The organism is Arthrobacter sp. BG3, assembly GCF_056680185.1.
Genome location: NZ_CM155270.1, coordinates 1,607,717 through 1,628,970 on the forward strand (window position 1 = coordinate 1,607,717; position 21,254 = coordinate 1,628,970).

At 67.9% G+C, this 21,254-nt stretch carries 22 protein-coding genes; 11 read left to right on the forward strand and 11 right to left on the reverse strand.

The window, feature by feature from the left end:
- Position 1: 1 nt before the first annotated feature.
- From AC1MFL_RS07045 to AC1MFL_RS07055, 3 genes are all read left to right on the forward strand, one after another.
- Positions 2-3,154: a DNA polymerase III subunit gamma and tau gene (locus AC1MFL_RS07045; protein ID WP_479814323.1), complete on the forward strand. Its 3,153-nt coding sequence runs from the start codon at positions 2-4 to the stop codon at positions 3,152-3,154.
- 51 nt (positions 3,155-3,205) lie between these two features.
- The gene (gene recR, locus AC1MFL_RS07050) at positions 3,206-3,805 is read left to right on the forward strand and encodes a recombination mediator RecR (RefSeq protein ID WP_226758922.1); all 600 of its coding nucleotides are present in this window, start codon (positions 3,206-3,208) and stop codon (positions 3,803-3,805) included.
- Positions 3,806-4,165: 360 nt separating this feature from the next.
- A complete protein-coding gene (locus AC1MFL_RS07055; RefSeq protein WP_479814324.1) occupies positions 4,166-5,524 on the forward strand; it encodes an aspartate kinase in 1,359 nt (452 codons plus the stop codon).
- A 99-nt stretch (positions 5,525-5,623) separates the two neighbouring features.
- Here AC1MFL_RS07055 and AC1MFL_RS07060 read toward each other — a convergent pair whose 3' ends face one another.
- Together AC1MFL_RS07060 and AC1MFL_RS07065 are read right to left on the reverse strand one after the other, a co-directional pair.
- Complete coding sequence (locus AC1MFL_RS07060) at positions 5,624-5,836, reverse strand: hypothetical protein (protein WP_479815366.1); 213 nt, start codon at positions 5,834-5,836, stop codon at positions 5,624-5,626.
- A gap of 213 nt (positions 5,837-6,049) precedes the next feature.
- A complete protein-coding gene (locus AC1MFL_RS07065; protein ID WP_479814326.1) occupies positions 6,050-6,283 on the reverse strand; it encodes a hypothetical protein in 234 nt (77 codons plus the stop codon).
- Positions 6,284-6,363: 80 nt separating this feature from the next.
- Here AC1MFL_RS07065 and AC1MFL_RS07070 point away from each other — a divergent pair, with 80 nt between their 5' ends.
- The 4 genes from AC1MFL_RS07070 to AC1MFL_RS07085 are packed head-to-tail and all read left to right on the forward strand — an operon-like array spanning position 6,364 to position 8,742.
- Entirely contained in the window at positions 6,364-6,837 is a 474-nt protein-coding gene (locus AC1MFL_RS07070; RefSeq protein WP_479814328.1) for a MarR family winged helix-turn-helix transcriptional regulator, read from the forward strand.
- Positions 6,838-6,864: 27 nt separating this feature from the next.
- Positions 6,865-7,410 (forward strand): serine protease inhibitor, encoded by a 546-nt coding sequence (locus AC1MFL_RS07075; protein WP_479814330.1) that lies wholly within the window; start codon positions 6,865-6,867, stop codon positions 7,408-7,410.
- Positions 7,403-8,365 (forward strand): 3-methyladenine DNA glycosylase, encoded by a 963-nt coding sequence (locus AC1MFL_RS07080; RefSeq protein ID WP_479815368.1) that lies wholly within the window; start codon positions 7,403-7,405, stop codon positions 8,363-8,365. The genes AC1MFL_RS07075 and AC1MFL_RS07080 overlap by 8 nt, the downstream gene beginning before the upstream one ends.
- Positions 8,362-8,742, forward strand: a complete 381-nt coding sequence (locus tag AC1MFL_RS07085) for a serine protease inhibitor (protein ID WP_479814332.1) — start codon at positions 8,362-8,364, stop codon at positions 8,740-8,742. Before AC1MFL_RS07080 ends, AC1MFL_RS07085 begins: the two co-directional genes overlap by 4 nt.
- Before the next feature lie 137 nt (positions 8,743-8,879).
- Here the strand turns inward: AC1MFL_RS07085 and AC1MFL_RS07090 are convergent, their stop codons facing one another.
- A complete protein-coding gene (locus AC1MFL_RS07090; protein WP_479814333.1) occupies positions 8,880-12,032 on the reverse strand; it encodes a S8 family serine peptidase in 3,153 nt (1,050 codons plus the stop codon).
- Between the two features lie 265 nt (positions 12,033-12,297).
- A complete protein-coding gene (locus AC1MFL_RS07095) occupies positions 12,298-12,483 on the reverse strand; it encodes a hypothetical protein (RefSeq protein ID WP_226759529.1) in 186 nt (61 codons plus the stop codon).
- A gap of 285 nt (positions 12,484-12,768) precedes the next feature.
- Here AC1MFL_RS07095 and purS point away from each other — a divergent pair, with 285 nt between their 5' ends.
- Genes purS through purL form a run of 3 tightly spaced genes read left to right on the forward strand, consistent with a single transcriptional unit; the run spans position 12,769 to position 16,128 of the window.
- On the forward strand, positions 12,769-13,020 hold the full coding sequence (purS, locus tag AC1MFL_RS07100) for a phosphoribosylformylglycinamidine synthase subunit PurS (RefSeq protein ID WP_056427643.1): 252 nt from the start codon (positions 12,769-12,771) through the stop codon (positions 13,018-13,020).
- A gap of 1 nt (position 13,021) precedes the next feature.
- Positions 13,022-13,792 carry a phosphoribosylformylglycinamidine synthase subunit PurQ gene (gene purQ, locus AC1MFL_RS07105; RefSeq protein ID WP_479814334.1) on the forward strand — a complete coding sequence of 257 codons (771 nt, stop codon included), beginning with the start codon at positions 13,022-13,024 and terminating at the stop codon, positions 13,790-13,792.
- The gene (gene purL, locus AC1MFL_RS07110; RefSeq protein ID WP_479814336.1) at positions 13,789-16,128 is read left to right on the forward strand and encodes a phosphoribosylformylglycinamidine synthase subunit PurL; all 2,340 of its coding nucleotides are present in this window, start codon (positions 13,789-13,791) and stop codon (positions 16,126-16,128) included. The genes purQ and purL overlap by 4 nt, the downstream gene beginning before the upstream one ends.
- An 83-nt stretch (positions 16,129-16,211) precedes the next feature.
- Here the strand turns inward: purL and AC1MFL_RS07115 are convergent, their stop codons facing one another.
- The 7 genes from AC1MFL_RS07115 to AC1MFL_RS07145 all read right to left on the reverse strand — a co-directional run bounded on the left by AC1MFL_RS07115 (position 16,212) and on the right by AC1MFL_RS07145 (position 19,983).
- Positions 16,212-16,505 carry a DUF503 domain-containing protein gene (locus AC1MFL_RS07115; protein ID WP_479815370.1) on the reverse strand — a complete coding sequence of 98 codons (294 nt, stop codon included), beginning with the start codon at positions 16,503-16,505 and terminating at the stop codon, positions 16,212-16,214.
- 14 nt (positions 16,506-16,519) lie between these two features.
- Entirely contained in the window at positions 16,520-16,840 is a 321-nt protein-coding gene (locus tag AC1MFL_RS07120) for a putative quinol monooxygenase (protein WP_479814338.1), read from the reverse strand.
- 130 nt (positions 16,841-16,970) lie between these two features.
- A complete protein-coding gene (locus tag AC1MFL_RS07125; RefSeq protein ID WP_479814340.1) occupies positions 16,971-17,573 on the reverse strand; it encodes a hypothetical protein in 603 nt (200 codons plus the stop codon).
- A 12-nt stretch (positions 17,574-17,585) separates the two neighbouring features.
- Complete coding sequence (locus AC1MFL_RS07130) at positions 17,586-18,131, reverse strand: DUF1990 family protein (protein ID WP_479814342.1); 546 nt, start codon at positions 18,129-18,131, stop codon at positions 17,586-17,588.
- Positions 18,128-18,538, reverse strand: a complete 411-nt coding sequence (locus tag AC1MFL_RS07135) for an MmcQ/YjbR family DNA-binding protein (RefSeq protein ID WP_479814344.1) — start codon at positions 18,536-18,538, stop codon at positions 18,128-18,130. Before AC1MFL_RS07135 ends, AC1MFL_RS07130 begins: the two co-directional genes overlap by 4 nt.
- 54 nt (positions 18,539-18,592) lie before the next feature.
- A complete protein-coding gene (locus AC1MFL_RS07140) occupies positions 18,593-19,471 on the reverse strand; it encodes a polysaccharide deacetylase family protein (protein ID WP_479814346.1) in 879 nt (292 codons plus the stop codon).
- 86 nt (positions 19,472-19,557) lie between these two features.
- Complete coding sequence (locus AC1MFL_RS07145) at positions 19,558-19,983, reverse strand: CoA-binding protein (RefSeq protein WP_479814348.1); 426 nt, start codon at positions 19,981-19,983, stop codon at positions 19,558-19,560.
- 374 nt (positions 19,984-20,357) lie between these two features.
- Between AC1MFL_RS07145 and AC1MFL_RS07150 the strand changes: the two genes are divergently transcribed.
- A complete protein-coding gene (locus AC1MFL_RS07150) occupies positions 20,358-21,209 on the forward strand; it encodes an ABC transporter ATP-binding protein (protein WP_479814349.1) in 852 nt (283 codons plus the stop codon).
- The last annotated feature ends 45 nt before the right edge of the window (positions 21,210-21,254 follow it).

Consider the following 21,254-nt stretch of genomic DNA (forward strand, 5'->3'; position numbering starts at 1 on the left):
TGTGACTGTTACTACCGCTCTTTACCGTCGATACCGCCCTGATTCGTTCGCCGACGTTATCGGGCAGGAACACGTCACCGAGCCGCTGATGACGGCGCTGCGCAAGAACCGCGTCAACCACGCATACCTTTTCTCCGGCCCCCGCGGCTGCGGAAAAACCACTTCCGCCCGCATCCTGGCCCGCTGCCTGAACTGCGCCGCAGGCCCCACAGACACCCCCTGCGGCACATGCCCCAGCTGCGTCGAACTCGCCCGCGGCGGTTCCGGCTCCCTCGACGTGATCGAGATTGACGCCGCCAGCCACGGCGGCGTGGACGACGCCCGCGACCTGCGCGAACGGGCCACCTACGCCCCGGTCCGGGACCGCTACAAGATCTTCATCATCGACGAAGCCCACATGGTCACGTCTGCCGGCTTCAACGCGCTGCTCAAGATCGTCGAAGAGCCGCCGGAACACATCAAATTCATCTTTGCCACCACGGAGCCGGACAAGGTCATCGGCACCATCCGCTCCCGCACGCACCACTACCCGTTCCGGCTCGTCCCGCCGGAGCCGCTCATGGCGTATCTCGAACTGCTTTGCACCCAGGAAAACGTCCCCGTGGCGCCCGGTGTGCTCTCGCTCGTCATCCGCGCCGGAGGTGGGTCGGTGCGGGACTCGCTGTCGGTGCTGGACCAGCTCATGGCCGGCGCCGGGCCGGCGGGCCTGGATTACGAACTGGCCGTCGCACTGCTGGGCTACACCCATGCTTCCCTGCTCGACGACGTCGTGGAGGCCGTGGCTGCGTCCGACGCCGCCACGGTGTTCCGCGCGGTGGACCGCGTCATCCAGACCGGGCATGACCCGCGCCGCTTCGTGGAGGACCTGCTGGAGCGCTTCCGCGACCTCATCATCGTCCAGGCCATGCCGGAGAGCGCCCAGTCAATCCTCCGCGGCATGCCCTCGGACCAGATCGCGCGCCTGCAGAACCAGGCCCACAACCTGGGCGCCGCCGAGCTGTCCCGGGCAGCGGACGTCACCAACACCGCGCTGACCGAGATGACCGGCGCCACCTCGCCGCGGCTGCACCTGGAACTGCTGTGCGCCCGCATCCTGCTGCCTTCCTCCGAGCAGACCGAGCGCGGCATTGCCGCCCGGATCGACCGGGTGGAGCGCCGCCTGAACTACGCCGGGAACGACGTCGGGACTCCCGCCACTGCGCCGGCTGTTCCGACACCGGCGGTCCCCCCCGCTCCCGAGCCGGCGGCCCCCGCGCCGTTGACTCCGGCTCCCGCAGTCGCAGCTCCCGTTGCTGCACCTGGGACGGCATCCCCCGCGGCTGCTGTGGCGGCCGGGCGCGACACCGAACCGGGCAGGGAAACGCTCACCGCGCCACGTGTCAGCACCGGCGACTGGCCGGTCGGCGAACCCGCCACGGCCAACGGCGCTTCCGGGAAAACCCCGGAACCCCGCGCTGCCGTACCGGCCCGGCCGGCACCTGACGTCGCCGCGCCGCCTGCCCCGGTCCCTTCCGGCCCGGCGCCGTCCGCGCCGGACCAGAACCAGCCGGCCGAGGCCGCTCCGGTCCAGAACCAGCCGGCCCCGGCACCTCCTTCTTCTGCCGCACCCGCGGCGGCGCGGGCCGCCGGATCAGGTCCCGACGTCGAGGTCCTCCGCCGGGCCTGGCCGGAGATCCTGCAGACGCTGAGCAAAATCAAGCGGAGCACCTGGGCCCTGGTCGAACCGAATGCCCAGGTGGGCCACTTCGAAGACCATGTCCTGACACTCGCGTTCACCACCTCCGGGCTGGCTGGAGCTTTCGGCCGGGCGGATCACTCCGAAAACCTGCGCCAGGCGATCCACAAGACCATCGGCATCGAATGCCAGATCAACGCCGTGGCCAACGGAAGCAACAGCGCAGCGAGCTCTGAGCCAAACCCAAAAGCACCCGTTAGCCGGGACGTCCCGGCCACGTCCACCGACGCCGACTGGGGCCTGCCCCCGGCCGCCGCCGCACCCCAGGCCGGCCCGGCACCAACAAAACCAGCTCACACGGAACCCGCCCCGGCCGCTCCGGGTGGGGCCATCTCCCCCGTCACGCCGGCAGCAACGGCCCCCGCCTCCGTCACGCCGGCCCCTGCGGCACCGACACCAGTTCCAGTTCCCATCGCTCCCGCACCGGCGCAGGCAGCCGCTGCCCCCGAAGCCGTGCATGCCCCGGCACCGGCAGCCGCAAGCGAACGGGACAGCTCGTCCCCGGAACCTGCCGGGTCTTACGCCTACCCGGACGATGACTGGGGTCCGCCGCGCGACGAGGACGCTCCGCCGCTGGACGAGGAACCGCCCATGGACTGGGACCCCTCCGCACCCGCCGTGGCACGGGCAGCCCAGCCGCCCGCCGCGCCCGCGGCAACGCGCAAGAAAGCTTCCGCTCCGGCGCGGTCCGGCGCCGCATCCCGCACGTCACCGGCCCACGCTTCCGCCCCCGAGGCGCCCGAGACCGCCGACGACCCCTGGGCCCGGGCCGTCGAGCAGTCCCCCGGGATCTGGGCGGTCGGCGCGGACTCCAACGTCGGAAGCTACCCTCCGAACGGGTCGGCGGCTGCCGAGCCCGCGCCTGAGCCGGAACCTCCGCACTATGAACCTGCGGCGGCCCAGGTCCCGCAGTACGCCGCCGCAGTGTCGGCTTCCGCTGCGTATGAACCGGTCACCTCCTCGACGAATAGCTGGGGAGACCCCGCGGAACTGGTGGCGGTAGGCGCCCGATCCGTCCCAGCCTCAGCCGACGCCGCGCCAGTGGCCGTGCCCGCCACACCGGCAAACGCGGTGCCCGCGGCCCCTCCGGCCGCACCGGCACAGGCCCTGCCGGCGGCCCCGCCAGCACCTGCAGCATCGCCGGCGGCGGACCCCGCACCGTCTGTTGCGCCCAACCCGGCGGGCCGCCAAAGCCTCTACCAGCGGCTGTCCAACAGCCCGGAGGCCGAAGCCGGACGGGCCAAGGCTCCCGCCCGGGCAGCGGCCGCCACCACCTATGTCCAGGACATCCCCAGCGCAGATGACGAAACGATCGAGGAATCCGGTGTCTTCGGACGGGCCGCCGTCGAACGCATCCTGGGCGGAAAGCTGGTCGAAGAGCGGTCCCTGGACGGAAGCCCGCTGCCGCCGCGCTTCTAGCCTCCCCGCCGGGCCCTCCGTCCGGCACCACCCCAAACGAACGAGGACATTGTGTACGAAGGTGCAGTTCAAGAGCTGATTGACGAGCTCGGACGCCTTCCCGGAGTAGGGCCCAAGTCCGCCCAGCGGCTGGCCTTCCATATCCTTGAGGCCGACCCGCAGGACATGAAACGACTCGTGGACGCCATCACCACCGTCAAGGAACGGGTCAAGTTCTGCACGGTCTGCGGCAACGTCACCGAGCAGGAACTATGCAACATCTGCCGCGATCCCCGCCGGGACCCCTCGATCATCTGCGTCGTCGAGGAATCCAAGGACGTCCTCGCCGTCGAACGCACCCGCTCCTTCCGCGGCCGGTACCACGTGCTGGGCGGGGCGATTAACCCCATTGCCGGCATCGGCCCCGAGCAGCTCCGGATCCGCGAACTCCTCACCAGGCTCAACGACGGCGCCATCCAGGAAATCATCCTCGCCACGGACCCCAATCTGGAGGGCGAAGCCACGGCGACCTACCTCGCGCGCATGCTCAAGTCGATTGGCATCGCCGTGACGCGGCTTGCATCAGGACTGCCCGTGGGAGGCGATCTCGAGTACGCCGACGAGGTCACCCTCGGCCGGGCTTTCGAAGGCCGCCGCAACGCCCTGAGCTAGTGGCCTGCGCCTGAGCGACGCCGGTCCTGCCGCCGTCGTGCTCCGGTCCTCCGGGAGGACATGCCCAGCTCCTGCGCCCGGGGATGGACATAGTGCCATCATGTCCACTTCTGGACCGCGGCGGAGGGCATGCCCGGACCGGGCCGGAGCGCATGTCCACTCCTGGACCGCGGCGGAGCGCATGCCCACTCCTGGACCGCGGCGGAGGGCATGTCCGGCGGGACGCGGGCCGGATTGTCTGGCATTCGGTCACAATTCAGCAACCGGGGGCCCGCGGCGATAAACTGGGGGGAGAAGTTACGCCGTCGCGCCGTTTGGTTGCCTGGCCCAGAACCCCGATGATGCAGTGAGGGTGCGCGCATGAGTTTGCCCACTACCGAAGTCCATCCCGGACCGCAGCCGCAGGAGCGGCCCGTCTCTGCCGTTGCCACGAAGCACCTTGTGGTGAAGAAGTTCGGCGGCTCCTCCGTGGCGGACGCCGAGGGCATCAAACGCGTGGCCCGGCGGATCGTGGATGCCCAGAACGCCGGCGATGAAGTGGTTGTGGTGGTCTCCGCCATGGGCGACACCACCGATGAACTGCTCGATCTCGCGGCCCAGGTGACCGACTCGGCCCCGGCCCGTGAGATGGACATGCTCCTTTCCGCCGGCGAACGCATCTCAATGGCCCTGCTGGCCATGGCCATCAACAAGTTCGGCGCCTCCGCCCAGTCCTTCACCGGCTCCCAGGCCGGCATGATCACCGACGGCATCCACGGCAAGGCCCGGATCATCGACGTCGACCCGCACCGGATCCGCACGGCCCTGGACAAGGGGCACATCGCGATCGTCGCGGGCTTCCAGGGCATGAGCCGCACCACCAACGAAATCACCACACTGGGCCGCGGCGGCTCGGACACGACGGCGGTGGCCCTGGCCGCCGCCCTCGACGCCGACGTGTGCGAAATTTTCACGGACGTCGACGGGATCTACACCGCCGATCCGCGGGTCGTCCCGACCGCCCGAAAAATCGACCGGATCTCCAGCGAGGAAATGCTCGAACTCGCCGCGTCCGGCGCCAAGATCTTGCACCTGCGCTGCGTCGAATACGCGCGCCGGTTTGGCGTGCCCCTGCACGTCCGTTCCTCATTCAGCCAGAACGAAGGCACCTGGGTCCTCCCCAGTGCCGACGACAAGATCACAACCCAAGAGGGAGTTGCCTTGGAGCAGCCAATCATCTCCGGTGTTGCACACGACCGTTCCGAGGCCAAGGTCACGGTTGTCGGGGTTCCGGATATCCCCGGCAAAGCAGCGGCGATCTTCCAGGTCATCGCCGATTCCCACTCGAACATCGACATGATCGTCCAGAACGTTTCCACCCACGGGACCGGCCGGACTGACATCTCCTTCACGCTGCCGATCGTCGAGGGCGCCGACGCCCTCGCCGCCCTGCACGCCGCGCAGGACCGGATCGGTTTCGAAACCATCGAATACAACGAGAAGATCGGCAAGCTGTCCCTGATCGGCGCCGGCATGCGTTCCCACCCGGGCGTCTCGGCGCGGTTCTTCGCCGCCCTCTCCGAAGCCGGGATCAACATCAACATGATCTCCACCTCGGAGATCCGGATTTCCGTCGTGACCCACGCGGACCTGCTCGACGACGCCGTGCGCGCCATCCACAAGGCTTTCGACCTGGACAGCGAGGACGAGGCAACGGTGTACGGCGGCACCGGCCGCTGAGCCGCGCCGAGGATCAGCACCGAGGATTAGCCCCCGGGATTAAAAGGGAAAGGGAGCGGCGTCTGCCGCTCCCTTTCCCTTGCCCCCTCAGGGCGTTGGTCAGACTTCCTCTTTCGGGAGGTCTTCCTTTCGGACAGCGTAGTGACGTCCCTGCGCATCGGTTTCCACTTCGAAACCGGCGAGTTCCAGTGAAGAGGCCTGCTCAAAGTCGTCATTTTTGTGCACAACCGGCGCGGTGTAATCCCCCCGCGAGGCAGGGCCGAAAAGGAAGCGTGCCCATGACGTCGGATGCAGGCGCTGCCTGAGTGCCATCTTCCGCAGTGCAATTGCCACAATTCCCACCCCCTCTCCAGTGTCCGGGCCTCGGGGAAAGCCGTGGCATGTGCTGGTGCCAGTGAGCCCATTTTACGCCCGGCGTCGGGAAAAGGCATGGGGCCGCCGGCCCGGGAACTTGCCGGAATACGGCCCGGGAGCCCGCCCGGATGTGTGCGGGAGCCCCGGAGGGAGCCGCAGCCGGAGCCGGATTTACCGCAGCGATTTGTCCTCGGGGTTGCGCGGCACAACGTAGGTGCTGCCGTCGGGGCGGTGGATGGTCTCCCACTGCTGGGTTTCGGCTTCGCGCTGGGCCAGCAGCTGCCGGTTCTGCTCCGTCATCTCGTGTCCAAGGGAGCTGCGGTTGGCCGGCCCGAAAATCATCCTGAGCCTGCCCGTCGCGCGCATGAACTTCTGGGAGGCGTTGTCGGTGCTTTCCTTGGCCATCACTATCCACTCCTAATGAACGAAACGATGTCCCCAGTGTACGCTAATAATTAGTGCACTAACTATCAACGGAGGCCCCCGTGACAGACGTAACCGACGACATCCAGGATGACCTCCTGCTGGAACACCAGCTCTGCTTCGCCCTGACGGTGGCCTCCCGGAGTGTTGTCGGCGCGTACAAACCGGTCCTGGACAAGCTCGGACTGACCCACCCCCAGTACCTGGTGATGCTCTGCCTCTGGGAGTCCAGCCCCCGCTCCCTGCGCGACATCAGCGAGGCCCTCGCCCAGGAGCCGGCAACCATCTCACCGCTGCTGCGCCGGCTGGAGGGCGCCGGGTTCATCACCCGCCAGCGCGTGCCGGGAGACGAACGGACCCTTGCCGTGGGCCTGACACCGCTGGGCGCCGCGCTGCGCCAGCAGGCCACCGCCGTGCCTGGAACGATGATGGAGCTGCTGGGCCTCAGCCGCGAAGAGGTCGGCCGGCTGCACGCCTCCATGACGGCCCTGATTGCGGCCACAAAGACCGCTTCCAAGGACGCGCCCCGGCGGTAGACTGGGCAAAACACAGGAGGACAGCTGATGCGCAAGCAACTGACTCACGCGGCGCTGGTTCTGATGGCGGTGGCCGGATTGGCGGCCTGCTCGCCGGGATCTGCCCCGTCGCCCACGGCTTCCGCACCGTCGAGCACGGCAAGCCCGACGGGCACCGTCTCCCCGGACACCGAAACGAAGACCCCGGCACCCTCCCCGTCTGCCGCACCGGTGACCTCCGGCCCCGGACAGGGCAACGCCGAACTGGCCATCATGGTCAAACCGTCCGAGACCGGAACCCCGGCGAACTTCACTCTCGTGTGCGTGGACGGCGTCCCGGCCGCCGAGAGCCAGCACCCCAACGCCGCCGCCGGCTGCGCCGCCCTGAAGAACAACGCGGCGCTCCTCAGCCCCGGCCCGCGCCCCACGGACCAGGCCTGCACCCAGCAGTACGGCGGCCCCCAGCAGGCCACGGTCACCGGCGTCGTGGACGGCCACGCTGTCGACGCGGCCTTCAGCCTGCGCGACGGCTGCGAGATCGCCGCCTGGAACGCCGCCAAGGACGTCCTGGGCTCCACCGGCGGAGCTGTCTAAGCTGCAGCACCTGCCCCAGGAAGACTGGCTGCCGCGCCAGGCCGATCACCAGGCGCGCGTCCGGCGCTACGCGGACCCGTACCTCGCCCGGCGGTCCGCCGGCCAGAAGCACCCGGTCGAGGACTTCCTCTTCACCTACTACACCCAGAAACCGGGCCAGCTGCTGCGCTGGCACCCGGGCGCCGGCGTCGTGCTCTCCGGTCCCGCCGCAGCGGACCGTACCGGCTGGAAGTACTACCGCACGCCCGACGACGTCGAACTCGCCTTGGCGGGCCTCCCGCCGGGCACACCGGCCGTCACGGTCGACACCGCGGCCTTCGTCCGGGACCGCCGGGACGCGCTGCAGTTCGCCGGCATCATCCTGGCCGGAACGGCGGCGCGGCCGGCCCAGTTCGGCTGCTTCGGACTACACGAATGGGCCATGGTCTACCGGCAGGACAAATTCGATCTCCGGCACGAGTACCTCCAGTTGCGGCTCGGCTCCGGACGGACTGACGAGGTGGTCCAGGAGAACCGGATCCGCTGCTCGCACTTCGACGCCTTCCGTTTTTACACTCCTGACGCTGTGACGCTCAACAGCCTGCAGCCAAGCCGGGAGAACCAGCGGACGATGGAACAACCCGGCTGCCTGCACGCCAACATGGACCTGTACAAGTGGGCCTACAAGCTTGCCCCGCTGCTGCCGAGTGAGCTGGTGATGGATTGCTTCGAACTCTCGTGGCGGATCAGGGCCATGGACATGCAGGCGTCCCCCTATGACTTGAGCGAGTGGGGGTATCCCGCCATCCCGATCGAAACGCCCGAGGGCAAGGCCGAGTACGTTGAATACCAGCGGTCTTTTGCCGCCGAATCGCAGGAACTGCGGCAGCGGCTGCTGCGGGAGCTCACGCCCCTGCTCGCGTCGACGGGTTCCGGCCCTGGCCCTGCCACCGAACGCACGGAAGGACCGCAATGACATCCACTGACCACCCTCACAGCCGGCACGAAATCGATCTCACCGTCCGGCTGACCGAGGCCCCGGGTGCACCCGAATACGTGTTTCAGCTGGCGGCAAACGGCGGCACCCTGGCCGGGGGGTGCACGCTCCCGGATTCCGCCGCGGCCCTCGCGGCCGTCACGGAGCATGGGGAGGCCGTTTTCTTCCCCAAGCCCGGTCCGCCAAAAATGTGCACCCAGCAGTACGGCGGCCCGCAGGTCGCCGTGGTGACGGGCTGGTTTCTGGGCCGGGAGGTCAACAGCCGGTTCAGCCGCACCGACGGCTGCGAGATCGCCCGCTGGCGCGCGATGGCGCCGCTGCTGGGCGGCGTCGCGGGTTCCACGGGCGCCATCTGACCCGGCACCGCGGCCACCGGCTCCTCATTCCCCAGCTTCCCGGAGGGGCAACTTAAAAGGCAATGGCCGGCGGTGGAGACCGCCGGCCATTGCCTTTTAAGGGTTGTAACTTTGCCTGCTAGGGGTTGGAGCAGCGCCTAGATGGCGTTGTCGGGGCGCTCCAGCTCCTGGCTCTGGACCTTAGACTGCCCGGTTGAGCCTTCCGCCGTCGGCGCGACCGAGGCGGTGCCGTCAGCGTTCACGAGGACACTGACGAAGGTCGGCTCGCTGGCACCGGCAAAGGTGATCCGTCCGATGTAGGAGCCGGGCTTGAGACCGGTCCAGTTCAGCGTGACCTTGCCCGTTTCACCGTTCGGCAGAACCAGCGGGTTCGGCGTGAGCGTCGCATTGTTCTCGTTCGCGCCAAGGATCGCGGCATCGACACTTGCCTTGCGGGCCGTGCCGTCCGGACTGGAGTACAGGTTCGCGTAGATCGTGTACTCGCCCGCGGCCGGGTTTGCGATCGACAGCGACTCACTGGAGGACGATGTCGCCACCTGCTCGACGCCCGTGGGGGTGACGACCCACATGTCGAAGTCCGAGTCCGGGTCAGAGGAGAAGACCGAGAACTTGGCCAGCGGAGCGCCAGCCGGAACCGTGACCGTCTTGACGAAGGTCGAGGCATCGGCTTGGCCCGTGAACGGCCCCGGGATCAGCTCCACGGCAGTGGAATCCGCCTTGGACAGGCCGTCCAGGGTCATGCTGATCGGCTTGTCGGTGCCGGAGACAACGCTGATGTCACCCGAGCCGGTGCCGGAAGCGGCACTGAAGAAGACATCCTTCGCGGCCACGGCGGACTGCGGACGGACTGCGATCGGCGAGGTGACGGTCTTGCCGGCACCCTCCCAGCTCAACGAACCCATGGCGAACTGGCCGAGGGCAGCGTTCTTGTTCTCAAAGGTCACCTTGAAGGTCTTCTTTTCGCCGGCCGCCTTGAAGTTCAGGGCAGCAGGAGCCACGTTGACCGCAATTCCGGGCACATTGGCTTTGACCTTGTAGACGCCGGGGGTCAGCGCCGTGACCGTTCGGGTGACCTCGATCTTGCCGGTGAGGTTGCCCAGCGAGAAGGACGCGACGTTCATGTCCCGCGGCAGGGTGCTGGACGGCAGGCCCAGATTGACACCGGTGCCCTGGATGAACTTCCTGTAGTCCTGCAGATTCGCGTCATAGACCAGTCCCGGATCCACCATCCGTGCCGGATCGACCTGGCCGGCGCCGGTAGCAAGGACGTCGGTGTTCTTGGAACCGTCGGCGTTCACTACATTGCCTGCCGTGGTCATCATGGCGGACTTGACCATTGCCGGGGACCACTTCGGGTTCTTGCCCAGGAGCAGCGCCCCGAAACCGGCAACATGGGGCGATGCCATCGAGGTGCCGGACATAAAGCCGAACTTGGCACCGCCGGAACCGATCGGCGACACACCGGCCAGGACTGCAACACCCGGAGCGGCGACGTCAGGCTTCAGCAGATCCGAAGCGGTGGCCAGCAGCGGCCCCCGGGAGGAGAAGCCGGCAATCTGCGGCTGCGCTTCCAGCGGCAGCCCCGTGGTGTCCTTGTTGACCAGGGAAACCTTGATATCCGGGGTGGCCGTAACCTTGGCCTTGATCGCCTCGGTGGCCGGCGGGTTCACGTGGACGGTCGGGACAGCGTGCTGGTCGGTGTCCAGCGAGGAGGTGGTCAGGTTCACCAGGATCATGCCGGCGCCGCCCCCACGGGCAACCTCGGCACTCTTGGCGACACGGTCAAATACGCCGCGGTCACAGACGACGACCTTGCTGGCGACCTTGGCGGGGTCCAGTGTGCCTGGGCCGCAAAGCGCCGCGTTCCGGTCACCGGCGGTGAGGGCCGCGTTGGCAGCCAGCACAACGCCGGCATCCTTGACCTCCTTGTTCATGATGCTGGCGCCGCGGAACTTGGCGCCGTCGGCGAATTCAACCGTGCCCTGGAGCTCCTGGGAGAAGCTGCTGGCCGCAACGGTGGTGACCCACGGTGCGCCGTGGTTGACGGTGCTGGCCGTGGGGCCGGAGTTGCCGGCGGAGGCGGCGACGAAGATGCCGGCCGAGGCTGCGTTCAGGAACGCAATCGAGACAGGGTCGATAACGGACGTCGCAGAACCGGAGATCGAGTAGTTCAGAACGTCCACCCCGTCCTTGATGGCCCGGTCGACGGCGGCAACGGACGAGGAGCTGTAGCAGCCGCCCGTGTTGGGATCGGTGTCTTCCCAGCAGACCTTGTAAACGGAGAGCTTCGCGGCCGGCGCTACGCCGCTGGTCAGCCCGAAGCTGCGCCCGTCGACGAACGTCTCGACGTTGGCATTGCCCGCCGCGGTGCTCGCGGTGTGGGTGCCGTGACTGGCGACATCGACCGGGGAGAGCACTTCCTCCGGAGCGCGGTCGGCCGGGGGGACGTAACGCAGGAAGTCCTCGGCGAAGTAGTGCGCGCTCAGGACCTTGGAGTTGCAGGCAGAGCCGTCGAAGCTCGCGCCTGTTCCAGTGCCCTTCTGGCACTCCCCGGTGAAGAGGCCGCCGTCGGACTTGAGCATCGCAATCTTGCCGTCCGCGGTCCGGTACGGCACACCGACGACAGGCTGGCCGACGAGGGGCTTGACCTCTTCCCCGGCGAAGAACGCGCTGTCCGGGGTGTAGCCGGTGTCGATCACACCGACGACGACGCCCTTGCCGGCTCCATCCTGGCCGCCGAACTTCGTGTTCCAGGTGCCGTTGGCTCCGCTGAGCTTCAGGAAGTCGGTGCTGGAATAGTCCGGAGCGTTTTCCGTGTCAGGGGCAACCGCCAGCACACCGGGATCCTTGGCCAGCTTGATGGCCTGGTCCGCAGTGAGGTTCGCGCTGAAGCCGTTCAGGGCCGCCGTGAACTGCCGGTTGATCTGGACGTTCTGCTGGCCTGCTACCTCGGCCTGCTTCTTTTCGAGGTGCGACTCGTACTGCTGCACCTCGGCCCGATTGGCGTCCAGCTTCTTGCCCGATTCCGGCTTGGTTGCCGCCAGGCCGGGCGTGCCGCCCTCGTACGTGGCCGCAGGATCCTCGGTCAGGACAACGATGTAGCGGCCGTCCTTGTAGCTGTTCGGATCCAGATTCTTCTGCGCCACTCCCGCGACGGCGGAGCCCGCAGCAGGGGCTGCGGTGGCCGGCTGGAGCGCGACTGTTGACAAGAGCAGCGGCAAGCCCAGGGTCAGTGCCACGGCCCTCCGGAGTCCCCCGCTTCGAAGGAAGCTCTTTCCTGGTGAATTCACGTGTATTGAACCTTTCATAAGGAACGGCCCCGACCTTGCTGCCGGGTCAAAGACTGGCAGGACATAAAAAGCTGAGACTCTCACGGCCCCGACGGATACCAGCCGATTCATACAGTACAGACTGAGAGCCAGTTATGACATAGAACACAAAGCGGAAATCAAAATTTGTCAATCAATTCGACAGCACTCTATGGACCGGCGGCGCCGGAGGGGCGCGGACGGCCCTGTCGGGTCGGTCGATCTGGGGGCGAACGGCCCCTGCCCGCTACTGGCGGGGGGTCCTGACAACTTCGCTGATCCAGGCCCGGGTCTTCGCATCGAGGGGCCCGGCCACGTTGCTTTCCCTGGCCTTCCGGTCCGCCATGACCTTCTGCAGGACCATGCGCCCGAGGCCGGCGAAAACGGCAGCAGCAACAACGGGCAAAAGCACGGATTTCGATTTCTCAGCCATACGCACATGCTACTGACGGGGCACCACAGTGACCATAGCGTCGTCGCAGGTCACAGGGGTGACAGGTTCTGTCACGGAGGCGCTGTCCCGGCGTCCCGCCCCCGCGCCCGGGCCCGCACCGTTCACACTCCCAGCCCGAATGCGGCCGGACGCACCGCGGCCGGTAGAATGGGCGTGCAAGCTCGCGGAGCGCCCCTTACGTTGTCCTCACCACACAGCGGACCGGCGTGAGACGGCACCACTCCGCTGCGCCCTTACCCAATGCTCACGCACAGGAGTTGCCGGATGCCCCGGATCGTTGTCGACGTCATGCCCAAGCCCGAGATTCTCGACCCGCAGGGGAAGGCCATCGTGGGTGCACTCCCCCGACTGGGCTTCACCGCCTTTAGCGCTGTCCGCCAGGGCAAACGCTTTGAACTGACCGTCGACGGCGAGGTGACCGAAGAGATCCTGGCCCAGGCCCGGAACGCCGCAGAGACCCTGCTGTCCAACCCGGTCATCGAGGACGTCGTCAACGTCGAGGTCGTCGAGGCCTGAGATGACTGAACTCCCCCTGATCGGCGAAGCCATCGCCGTCGCCGCAGACTCTGCTGGTGCTCGCAGGCTCGCTGGTGCAAAGATCGGCGTCATCACGTTCCCCGGAACCCTGGACGACCGCGACGCCGCCCGCGCGGTGCGCCTGGCCGGCGCCACACCGGTTGAACTGTGGCACGCCGACACCGCCCTCGGCGACGTTGACGCCGTCGTGATTCCCGGCGGTTTCTCCTACGGTGACTACCTCCGTGCGGGAGCTATCGCCCGGTTCGCGCCGCTGATGTCCAAGATCATCGATGCCGCCCGTTCGGATGCCAGGCTGCCCGTTCTGGGCATCTGCAACGGCTTCCAGATCCTCACCGAATCGCACCTGCTGCCCGGCTCGATGATCAAGAACGACCACCTGAAGTTCATGTGCCGCGACCAGATCCTGCGCGTGGAGAACAACACCACCGCCTGGACCCGCGACTACGCCGCCGGCCAGGAAATCACGGTGCCGCTGAAAAACCAGGACGGCCAGTACATCGCGGACGAGAAGACCCTCGATGCCCTGGAGGCGGAGGGCCGCGTGGTGTTCCGCTACGTCGGTTTCAACCCGAACGGCTCCCGCCGCGACATCGCCGGCATCTCCAACCCTGCAGGCAACGTCGTTGGCCTCATGCCGCATCCGGAGCACGCAGTGGAAGCCGGGTTCGGCCCCGAAACCGGCTCCGGCACCGAGGGCCTTGGCTTCTTCACCTCTGTACTGAACAAAATCGTGGGAGACAACAAATGACGGAGACGCCGACTGGCCAGACGGCCGGCACCGCCACCGAGACCAAGAAGTTCAATATCGACACCGTCGAGAACGCGGCCAAGACCCCGGACGTCGACCTCCCCTGGGCCGAACTGGGCCTGAAGCAGAACGAGTTCGATGAGGTCGTCAAGGTCCTGGGCCGCCGCCCGACCGGCGCGGAACTCGCCATGTACTCCGTGATGTGGAGCGAGCACTGCTCCTACAAGTCCTCGAAGAACCACCTGCGCCAGTTCGGCGACAAGGTGACCGACGAGATGAAAAAGGACATGCTCGTGGGCATCGGCGAAAACGCCGGCGTCACCAACCTGGGCGACGGCTGGGCCGTGACGTTCAAGATCGAGTCGCACAACTCGCCGTCGTTCGTGGAGCCCTACCAGGGTGCCGCAACCGGCATCGGCGGGATTGTCCGCGACATCATCTCGATGGGCGCCCGCCCGGTGGCCGTGATGGATCCGCTGCGTTTCGGCGCCATCGACCACCCGGACACGGCCCGCGTCATGCACGGCGCCGTGGCCGGCATCGGCGGCTACGGGAACTCCCTGGGCCTGCCGAACATCGGCGGCGAAATGGTCTTCGACTCGGTCTACCAGGGCAACCCGCTGGTCAACGCCCTTGCCGTCGGCGTGATGCGCCACGAGGACATCCGCCTCGCCAACGCCTCCGGCAAGGGCAACAAAGTCGTGCTCTTCGGCGCCCGCACCGGCGGCGACGGCATCGGCGGCGCGTCCGTGCTGGCCTCGGAGTCCTTCGACGACACCAAACCGTCCAAGCGCCCCGCCGTCCAGGTGGGCGACCCCTTCGCCGAGAAGATCCTGATCGAGTGCTGCCTCGAGCTGTTCAAGGGCTCCCTCGTCGAGGGCATCCAGGACCTCGGCGCCGCGGGCATCTCCTGTGCCACGTCCGAGCTCGCCTCCAACGGCGACGGCGGCATGGAAGTCGAGCTGACCTCCGTCCTGCTCCGCGACCCCACCCTGACCCCGGGCGAAATCCTGATGTCCGAGTCGCAGGAACGCATGATGGCCGTCGTCACCCCGGAAAACGTCGCCGCGTTTGAAGCGGTCATGGACAAGTGGGCTGTGGAGTACTCCTGGCTGGGTGAGGTGACCGATACCGGCCGCCTGATCATCACGTGGGAAGGCGAGGTCATCGTCGACGTCGACCCGCGCACCGTCGCCCACGACGGCCCGGTCTACGACCGCCCGTACGCCCGCCCCGAATGGCAGGACGCCGTCCAGGCCGATGCCTTCACCGGGTCCGTGCAGGACGCCGGCCGCCCGTCCGCCCCCGCGGACCTGGCCGCCGCCATCACCGAGCTCGTCGCCTCACCGAACATGTGCGACAAGTCCTGGATCACCAACCAGTACGACCGCTACGTCGGCGGCAACACCGCCCTGGCGTTCCCGGACGACGCCGGCGTGGTCCGGGTGGACGAGGAGACCGGGCTGGGCGTGGCCCTCGCCACCGACGCCAACGGCCGCTACACGTTCCTCGACCCGTACCACGGCGCGCAGCTGGCACTGGCCGAGGCCTACCGCAACGTCGCCACCTCCGGTGCCGTGCCGATGGCCGTCAGCGACTGCCTGAACTTCGGCTCCCCCGAGGACCCCGACGTCATGTGGCAGCTGGCCGAGGCCATCCGCGGCCTGTCCGACGCCTGCATGGTGCTGGGCGTCCCGGTCACCGGCGGCAACGTCTCGCTCTACAACCAGACCGGCAGCGTCCCCATCCACCCCTCCCCCGTGGTGGCCGTGCTGGGCAAGTTCGACGACGTCGCCCGCCGCACGCCGTCGGGCTGGAAGGAAGACGGCCAGGCCATCTACCTGCTCGGCACGACGGCAGCGGAACTGGACGGTTCGGAATGGTCCAACATGCGCGGGCACCTCGGCGGGTTGCCGCCCAAGGTTGACCTCGCCGCCGAACGCGCCCTGGGCGAGATCCTGATCAACGCCTCCCGGGACGGCATGGTCGACTCCGCGCATGACCTCTCCGAAGGCGGCCTCGCGGCGGCCCTCGTGGAGTCCTCGCTGCGCTACGGCGTGGGCGCCCGGATCGCACTCCAGGATGTCCTGGACCGCGACGGCGTGGACCTGTTCACCGCGCTGTTCTCCGAGACGCAGGGCCGCGCCATTGTGGCCGTGCCCCGGTCCGAGGAGATCCGCTTCACGGACATGTGCACCGCCCGCGGCTTCCCGCACCTGCGGATCGGCGTCGTGGACGCGGAGGGCGGCACGCTGGAGATCACCGGCGTCGAGACCATGAACCTCGACGCGCTCCGCGAAGCCCACGAGGCCACCCTGCCGAAGTACTTCGGCTAGCCCGCCCCCACCAAGCAACGCGGGGTCACTTCGCGCCCATAAATCCCTCCGGGATGGGCGCGATGTGACCCCGCGTTGTCTTTTCAGTCGTCGCTGCGGAGTTCTCGCTGGCGGGCGCTGAGCAGTTCCAGTTCGGGGCGCGCGGCCATGAAGCGGTCGACGGCGGCCAGCACCTCGATCAGGTGCGCCCGGTCCGCCGCGACCAGCCCGACGCCGATCTCGGTGCGGCGGTGTTGATCCTGGTAGCCTGCCTCGGTCACGGAAACGTCGAAGCGGCGCTTGAGCTCTGCAAGCACCGGACGCAGCACGGAGCGTTTCTCCTTCAGGCTGTGGACGTCGCCGAGGAGCACATCGAACTCAATCCAGCCGATCCACATGGCGCTCATCCCTTCTACGCGACGGTGAGTTCGCCCATCCGGTCCCAGCCGTCGCCGTCGAGCTGTCGGCTGATGATCCGGGGGGTCTCCAGCAGCGCCTGCGGCATGTCCGCCATGGCCTGCTTGAAGTGTGCACTGTTGACATGGTCTCCGGCCGCGTCGTCCTGGAACGCCTCGACGAGGACGAACTCGTTGGGATCCTCCACGCCGCGGGACCAGTCGAACCAGAGGTTGCCCGGTTCCTTCCGGGTGGCCTGGGTGAAGTCCTCCACGAGGCCGAGCCAACGCTCCGACCAGTCGGGCTTGACCTTGAATTTTACGACAATGAAGATCACGGGAGTGTGCCTTTCGTGGTGGCGGGATGGTCTTCCATTCTTGCAACAGGACAACGCGGGGTCACATCCGGCCCATTCCCGGGGCCGTTACGGGCCGTAAGTGACCCCGCGTTGGAGTTGTGGGGCGGGGTCAGCAGGCCTGGATGGCTTCCCGGGCCAGTTCCTGCTGCCGCGGGGTGCCGACGCGTTCGGCCCACTGCTCCGCGAGCTGGAACTCCACCATCGCCTCCGTGCAGCGGCCGGCATCATGCAGCGTCCAGCCCAGGTTGTTGTGCAGTGCCACCAGCCACCGTTTGGTCCGTGCATCATGCACCGTGGAGGCGTACTCCAGGGCGCTGCGGGTCCAGGTTTCGGCTTGGGCGGAGTCGGCCAGCGCGAGCATGTGCAGGGCGTCCACGGCCAGGAATTCCTCGCCCAGGTGGTCCGCGAGCTCGGCGGCCTGTTCAAAGAGCGGCACGGCCATCTCCGCGTGGCCACTGGAATTCAGCACCCGACCGCGTTCCAGCAGCACCCGGACCGCCACGGTGGGCTCGTCGCCGTCGACCGCGTCCAGCAGCGCGTCGGCCTCCTCATACCGGCCCTGCAGGCCGATGGCCCGGCCCAGCTGGGTGGTGAGCTCCGCCCGCTCGTCGGCGTCGTAGGACGGATCGTTGGACGCTTCGCGGAACCGGGCCTCCGAAAGCGCGGGGTCATCGAAGTCCCATAGTCGGTCAAGGGTCTGTTGATCCAGCATTTCTGCCTGCTCTCAGTTCACCGCTGCGGCCAGTTCCTGTGCACTCTTAATGTAGCGGGAAGTGATGTGTTGCCGCGCCCGCCGCGTCAGGGCGCCGCCCGCGGCGTAGAACCAGTTGGACGGCGCGCCGAAGGCAGTGATGCGGATGGTGACCCGGCCGTCGGCGTCGATGAAAACCTCGAAGGCCTCCTCGCCGCGGACCGGGTGCCCGGGGAGGGTCCCGTAGCCGAAACCCGCGGATTGCGGGGCCCCGCCTGGCACCGGGCGGCGGACCCAGACGACCTCGCAGGGTGCATTGATACGGAACGGCCCGACGCCGAAGCCGCTCACCACGCGCGCGCCGGGGACCACGACGTCGGATTCCGCACGGACCGTCAGCCCGGCCCGCCGCTGCAGCTGCCAGGTCAGCATCCCCTGCGCCACCCGCCGGTACGCGGCCATGCCCTCGCCCACATAGGCGTGGGTGACCTGGCAATCGGCGTCCCCCGGCGGCGGGCCGTGCTCGGTGGAACCGATCCCGTTGTAGTTCAGCTCGCCGGCCGCGATCCGGGCGGTCACGGCCGGCCGCCGTCGGCCAGCCGCGCCCAGCCCAGCTGCTCCTGCTGGCGGCGGTTCAGCGACGCCACCACGAGGTCGTAGGAGTCCTCCACCATGTCGCGCACCATCGAATCGGGCAGCGACCCGTCCAGGCGCACCCCGTTCCAGTGTTTCTTGTTCAAATGCCATGCTCCGGTGATCTCGGGGTGAGCGGCGCGCAGTTGCTCGGCCAGTGCGGGCTCGCATTTCAGGCTGACCGAGAAGTCGGCCTCCTCCATGGCGGAGAGGGCGAACACCTTGGCTGCGCGGCCGGTTCCGCCGGACACCGCGGCCCGCACCTTGAAGACGGACGTCGCCGGCCCGAACGGAAAGTCTTCGAAGGCGCCGGGAAAGCCGAGGCAGAGATCCCGGAGTGCGGCTACATCCATGGTCCGAGCCTACTTTCATCCGCCGGCTTTCGCAGGGACTGCACCGTGGACGGCTCAGGCGACGCCGAGGAAATCCTCGAGCAGCACGACTTCAAGGCCGGCGGCCAGCTGGGCGGCGCGGAAGGCGGCCAGGTCGGCGGCGAACTCGGGCCGGAAGTGCATCAGCACGATGTCCCCAGGGCGCAACGCGCTGCCGTACTGGTAGTCCATTTTGCCGGCGTTCGCCTTGGCCTCCCACGTGATGATCGCCTGCAGCCCCGCCGCCGCGACTGCCTGCCGCATGGCGGTGGAGTAGGCGCCTCCGGGCGGACGAAACAGTGTGGGGCTGCGGCCGAACTGCTGCCGGGCATAATTCTGCATGCCGTTGATTTCCGCGAGCTGCTGCTGGTATCCCATTTGACTGACCATGTTGACGTTGTGGCTGACCGTGTGGTTTTCCACCAGGCTCCCCTGGGCGGCGAACTGCTTGAAGAAGCCCGGGTCCGCCTGGACGAAGTTGCGGGTGAGGAAGATGGACGCGGGATAGTCATAGTCGGCCATGAGCCGCGCCATCTCCGGGGTCCTCGTGAGGCCGTCGTCAATGGTCAGGAACACGACAGGGTGTTTCGTGTCAATCCTGGTGAGGACGGGCGCGAGTCCGTGCTGTACCGGCGGCAGCTTGAAATCGGGAATGAAGCCATGCCGGATGCTTTTGCTGCCCGGACGCCGCAGTGCCGCGGGCGCCGCCGGCCCCGGGGCGTTGGAAAGTCCGGCGCTCAGCGCCGCGGGCAGCGGCCCCCCGGAACGCGAGGCGGGCGTGGCGTCTGCAGAAGCCGTTGTGGATTCCGGGGCGGAACAGGCGCCCAAGGTTGCCACAAGGCAGGCCCCGAGGAGTCCCAACGCCGCCCGGCGCCCCGGGTGGGCAGGCAACGCGGGCTGGTGCTCTTCACACATGGGTGGTCCTGGGCTCGAACGAGGTTTGTCGGCAGAAGACTAGCAGGGGAAAATGTCCGCCTTCTGCCGCTTATCCACACGCGTGGTCAGAGGCCGAAGCGCCTGGCGTCCTGCGCCGGGCAGGCGTTCATGATGACGTCGAGGCCGGCCGCTTTCGCCCGGGCCGCCGCGGCCTCATCGATCACGCCCAACTGCATCCAGACAGCCTTCGCACCAACGGCGATTGCCTGATCCACCACGGCCCCCACCTTCTGGGAGTTCACAAAGCAGTCGACGACGTCGATCGGCTGCTTCCCGGCCGGGATAGCAGCCAGCGTGGTGTAGCCGGTCTCACCGTGCACGGGGTCGCCGGGCAGATTCACCGGGATGATCTCCATCCCGAGCCGGTCCCGGATGAACAGTGACGTGTCATAGGCGGCACGCCATTGGTTCGTGGACAAGCCGACAATGGCCCACCGCCCCTTGGTGCGCATGAGCCGTTCGAGGACTGCCGGATCGTTGACGTGGGCCATGTGCACAGCCTAGCCGTCCCGACCGGTTTGGAGACGACGGCCACGCGCACCCGCGGCAGCCGCCGCGGACCGGACCTCCCGGCTCCCGATTTCGAACAATTGACCGGCGCCCGGCCCGCCAGCGGCTCCAAGCCGAATATTACGCAGCAAAACCGCTGCATTTGGGAAAAAGCACCGATTCCGATTTAGTGGGAAGCGACCATCCCGAGCGGCCGAGAGACCTGGATCGATGAAGCCGCAGCAACCCTGGTCGCCGTCGTCCGCCCTGGATGCCGGCGATAGCAAGGTATTGAGCCAAGGGAACCACCGGACTGACCACCCGGTTCAGAGGCTCATTCCGTAGGGTGCTACTGCCAGGACCGATGGAGTGACCTATGACTGCTGTCCTGACCTCCTCCGCGCCTGAGACGTCCCTGGACGCCCACGCCGGAGCCACCACCCGCACACCGGCGCTGCCGGTTGCCTTCCGCTCCCTGCGCCGCACCTTCGGCACCGGCGCAGCTGCCCACACCGTCCTGCGCGACGTTGACTTCGAGATCCGCGCCGGGGAAGTCCTGGCCATCCTCGGCACCTCCGGCTGCGGCAAGTCCACACTGCTCCGCGCCACCGCCGGACTCGACTCCCCCACCGCGGGCAGCGTCGACATCGACGGCACACCGGTCCAGGGGATTGACTCGCGCTGTGCCTTCGCCTTCCAGGAGCCGCGCCTCCTGCCGTGGCACACCCTGCAGGCCAACATCGCGATCGGCCTGCCCACCGGCATCAGCGCCAGGGACGGCAAGGCCAAGGTGGCCCGGCTCCTCGACCTCGTGGGCCTCACGGACTTCGCCAAGCACCGCCCCCGCGAAATTTCCGGAGGCATGGCCCAGCGGGCCTCGCTGGCCCGGGCCCTCGCCCGCAACCCCGGCGTCCTGCTCCTGGATGAGCCGTTCGGCGCGCTCGACGCGCTGACCCGCATCAAGATGCAGGACCTGCTGCTGGACATCCACCGCGCCGAGCCCACCACGGTGCTGCTGGTGACGCACGACGTCGACGAGGCCCTCCAGCTTGCCGACCGCATCATCATCCTCGGCAAGGAACCCAACGCCGGTGAAGACCCGGCGCCCGGCGCGACGATCGTCCGCACCGTCGACGTGCCCGGCAGCCGCCCCCGGGACCGCGGGTCCGTGGAACTCGCCCGAATGCGGGCCTCGCTCCTGGAGACCCTGGGCGTCGACGGCCACTAGCCGCCACCCGGGTTCCCCCGATATTCCCGGCCGGGAACGCGCAGC

Coding starts and splice junctions, on each gene's coding strand:
- AC1MFL_RS07055 (WP_479814324.1), top strand. CDS start 4,166: ATGAGTTTGCCCACTACCGAAGTCCATCCCGGACCGCAGCCGCAGGAG.
- AC1MFL_RS07060 (WP_479815366.1), bottom strand. CDS start 5,836: ATGGCACTCAGGCAGCGCCTGCATCCGACGTCATGGGCACGCTTCCTT.
- AC1MFL_RS07065 (WP_479814326.1), bottom strand. CDS start 6,283: ATGGCCAAGGAAAGCACCGACAACGCCTCCCAGAAGTTCATGCGCGCG.
- AC1MFL_RS07075 (WP_479814330.1), top strand. CDS start 6,865: ATGCGCAAGCAACTGACTCACGCGGCGCTGGTTCTGATGGCGGTGGCC.
- AC1MFL_RS07085 (WP_479814332.1), top strand. CDS start 8,362: ATGACATCCACTGACCACCCTCACAGCCGGCACGAAATCGATCTCACC.
- AC1MFL_RS07095 (WP_226759529.1), bottom strand. CDS start 12,483: ATGGCTGAGAAATCGAAATCCGTGCTTTTGCCCGTTGTTGCTGCTGCC.
- purS (WP_056427643.1), top strand. CDS start 12,769: ATGCCCCGGATCGTTGTCGACGTCATGCCCAAGCCCGAGATTCTCGAC.
- purQ (WP_479814334.1), top strand. CDS start 13,022: ATGACTGAACTCCCCCTGATCGGCGAAGCCATCGCCGTCGCCGCAGAC.
- purL (WP_479814336.1), top strand. CDS start 13,789: ATGACGGAGACGCCGACTGGCCAGACGGCCGGCACCGCCACCGAGACC.
- AC1MFL_RS07115 (WP_479815370.1), bottom strand. CDS start 16,505: ATGTGGATCGGCTGGATTGAGTTCGATGTGCTCCTCGGCGACGTCCAC.
- AC1MFL_RS07125 (WP_479814340.1), bottom strand. CDS start 17,573: ATGCTGGATCAACAGACCCTTGACCGACTATGGGACTTCGATGACCCC.
- AC1MFL_RS07135 (WP_479814344.1), bottom strand. CDS start 18,538: ATGGATGTAGCCGCACTCCGGGATCTCTGCCTCGGCTTTCCCGGCGCC.
- AC1MFL_RS07140 (WP_479814346.1), bottom strand. CDS start 19,471: ATGTGTGAAGAGCACCAGCCCGCGTTGCCTGCCCACCCGGGGCGCCGG.
- AC1MFL_RS07145 (WP_479814348.1), bottom strand. CDS start 19,983: ATGGCCCACGTCAACGATCCGGCAGTCCTCGAACGGCTCATGCGCACC.
- AC1MFL_RS07150 (WP_479814349.1), top strand. CDS start 20,358: ATGACTGCTGTCCTGACCTCCTCCGCGCCTGAGACGTCCCTGGACGCC.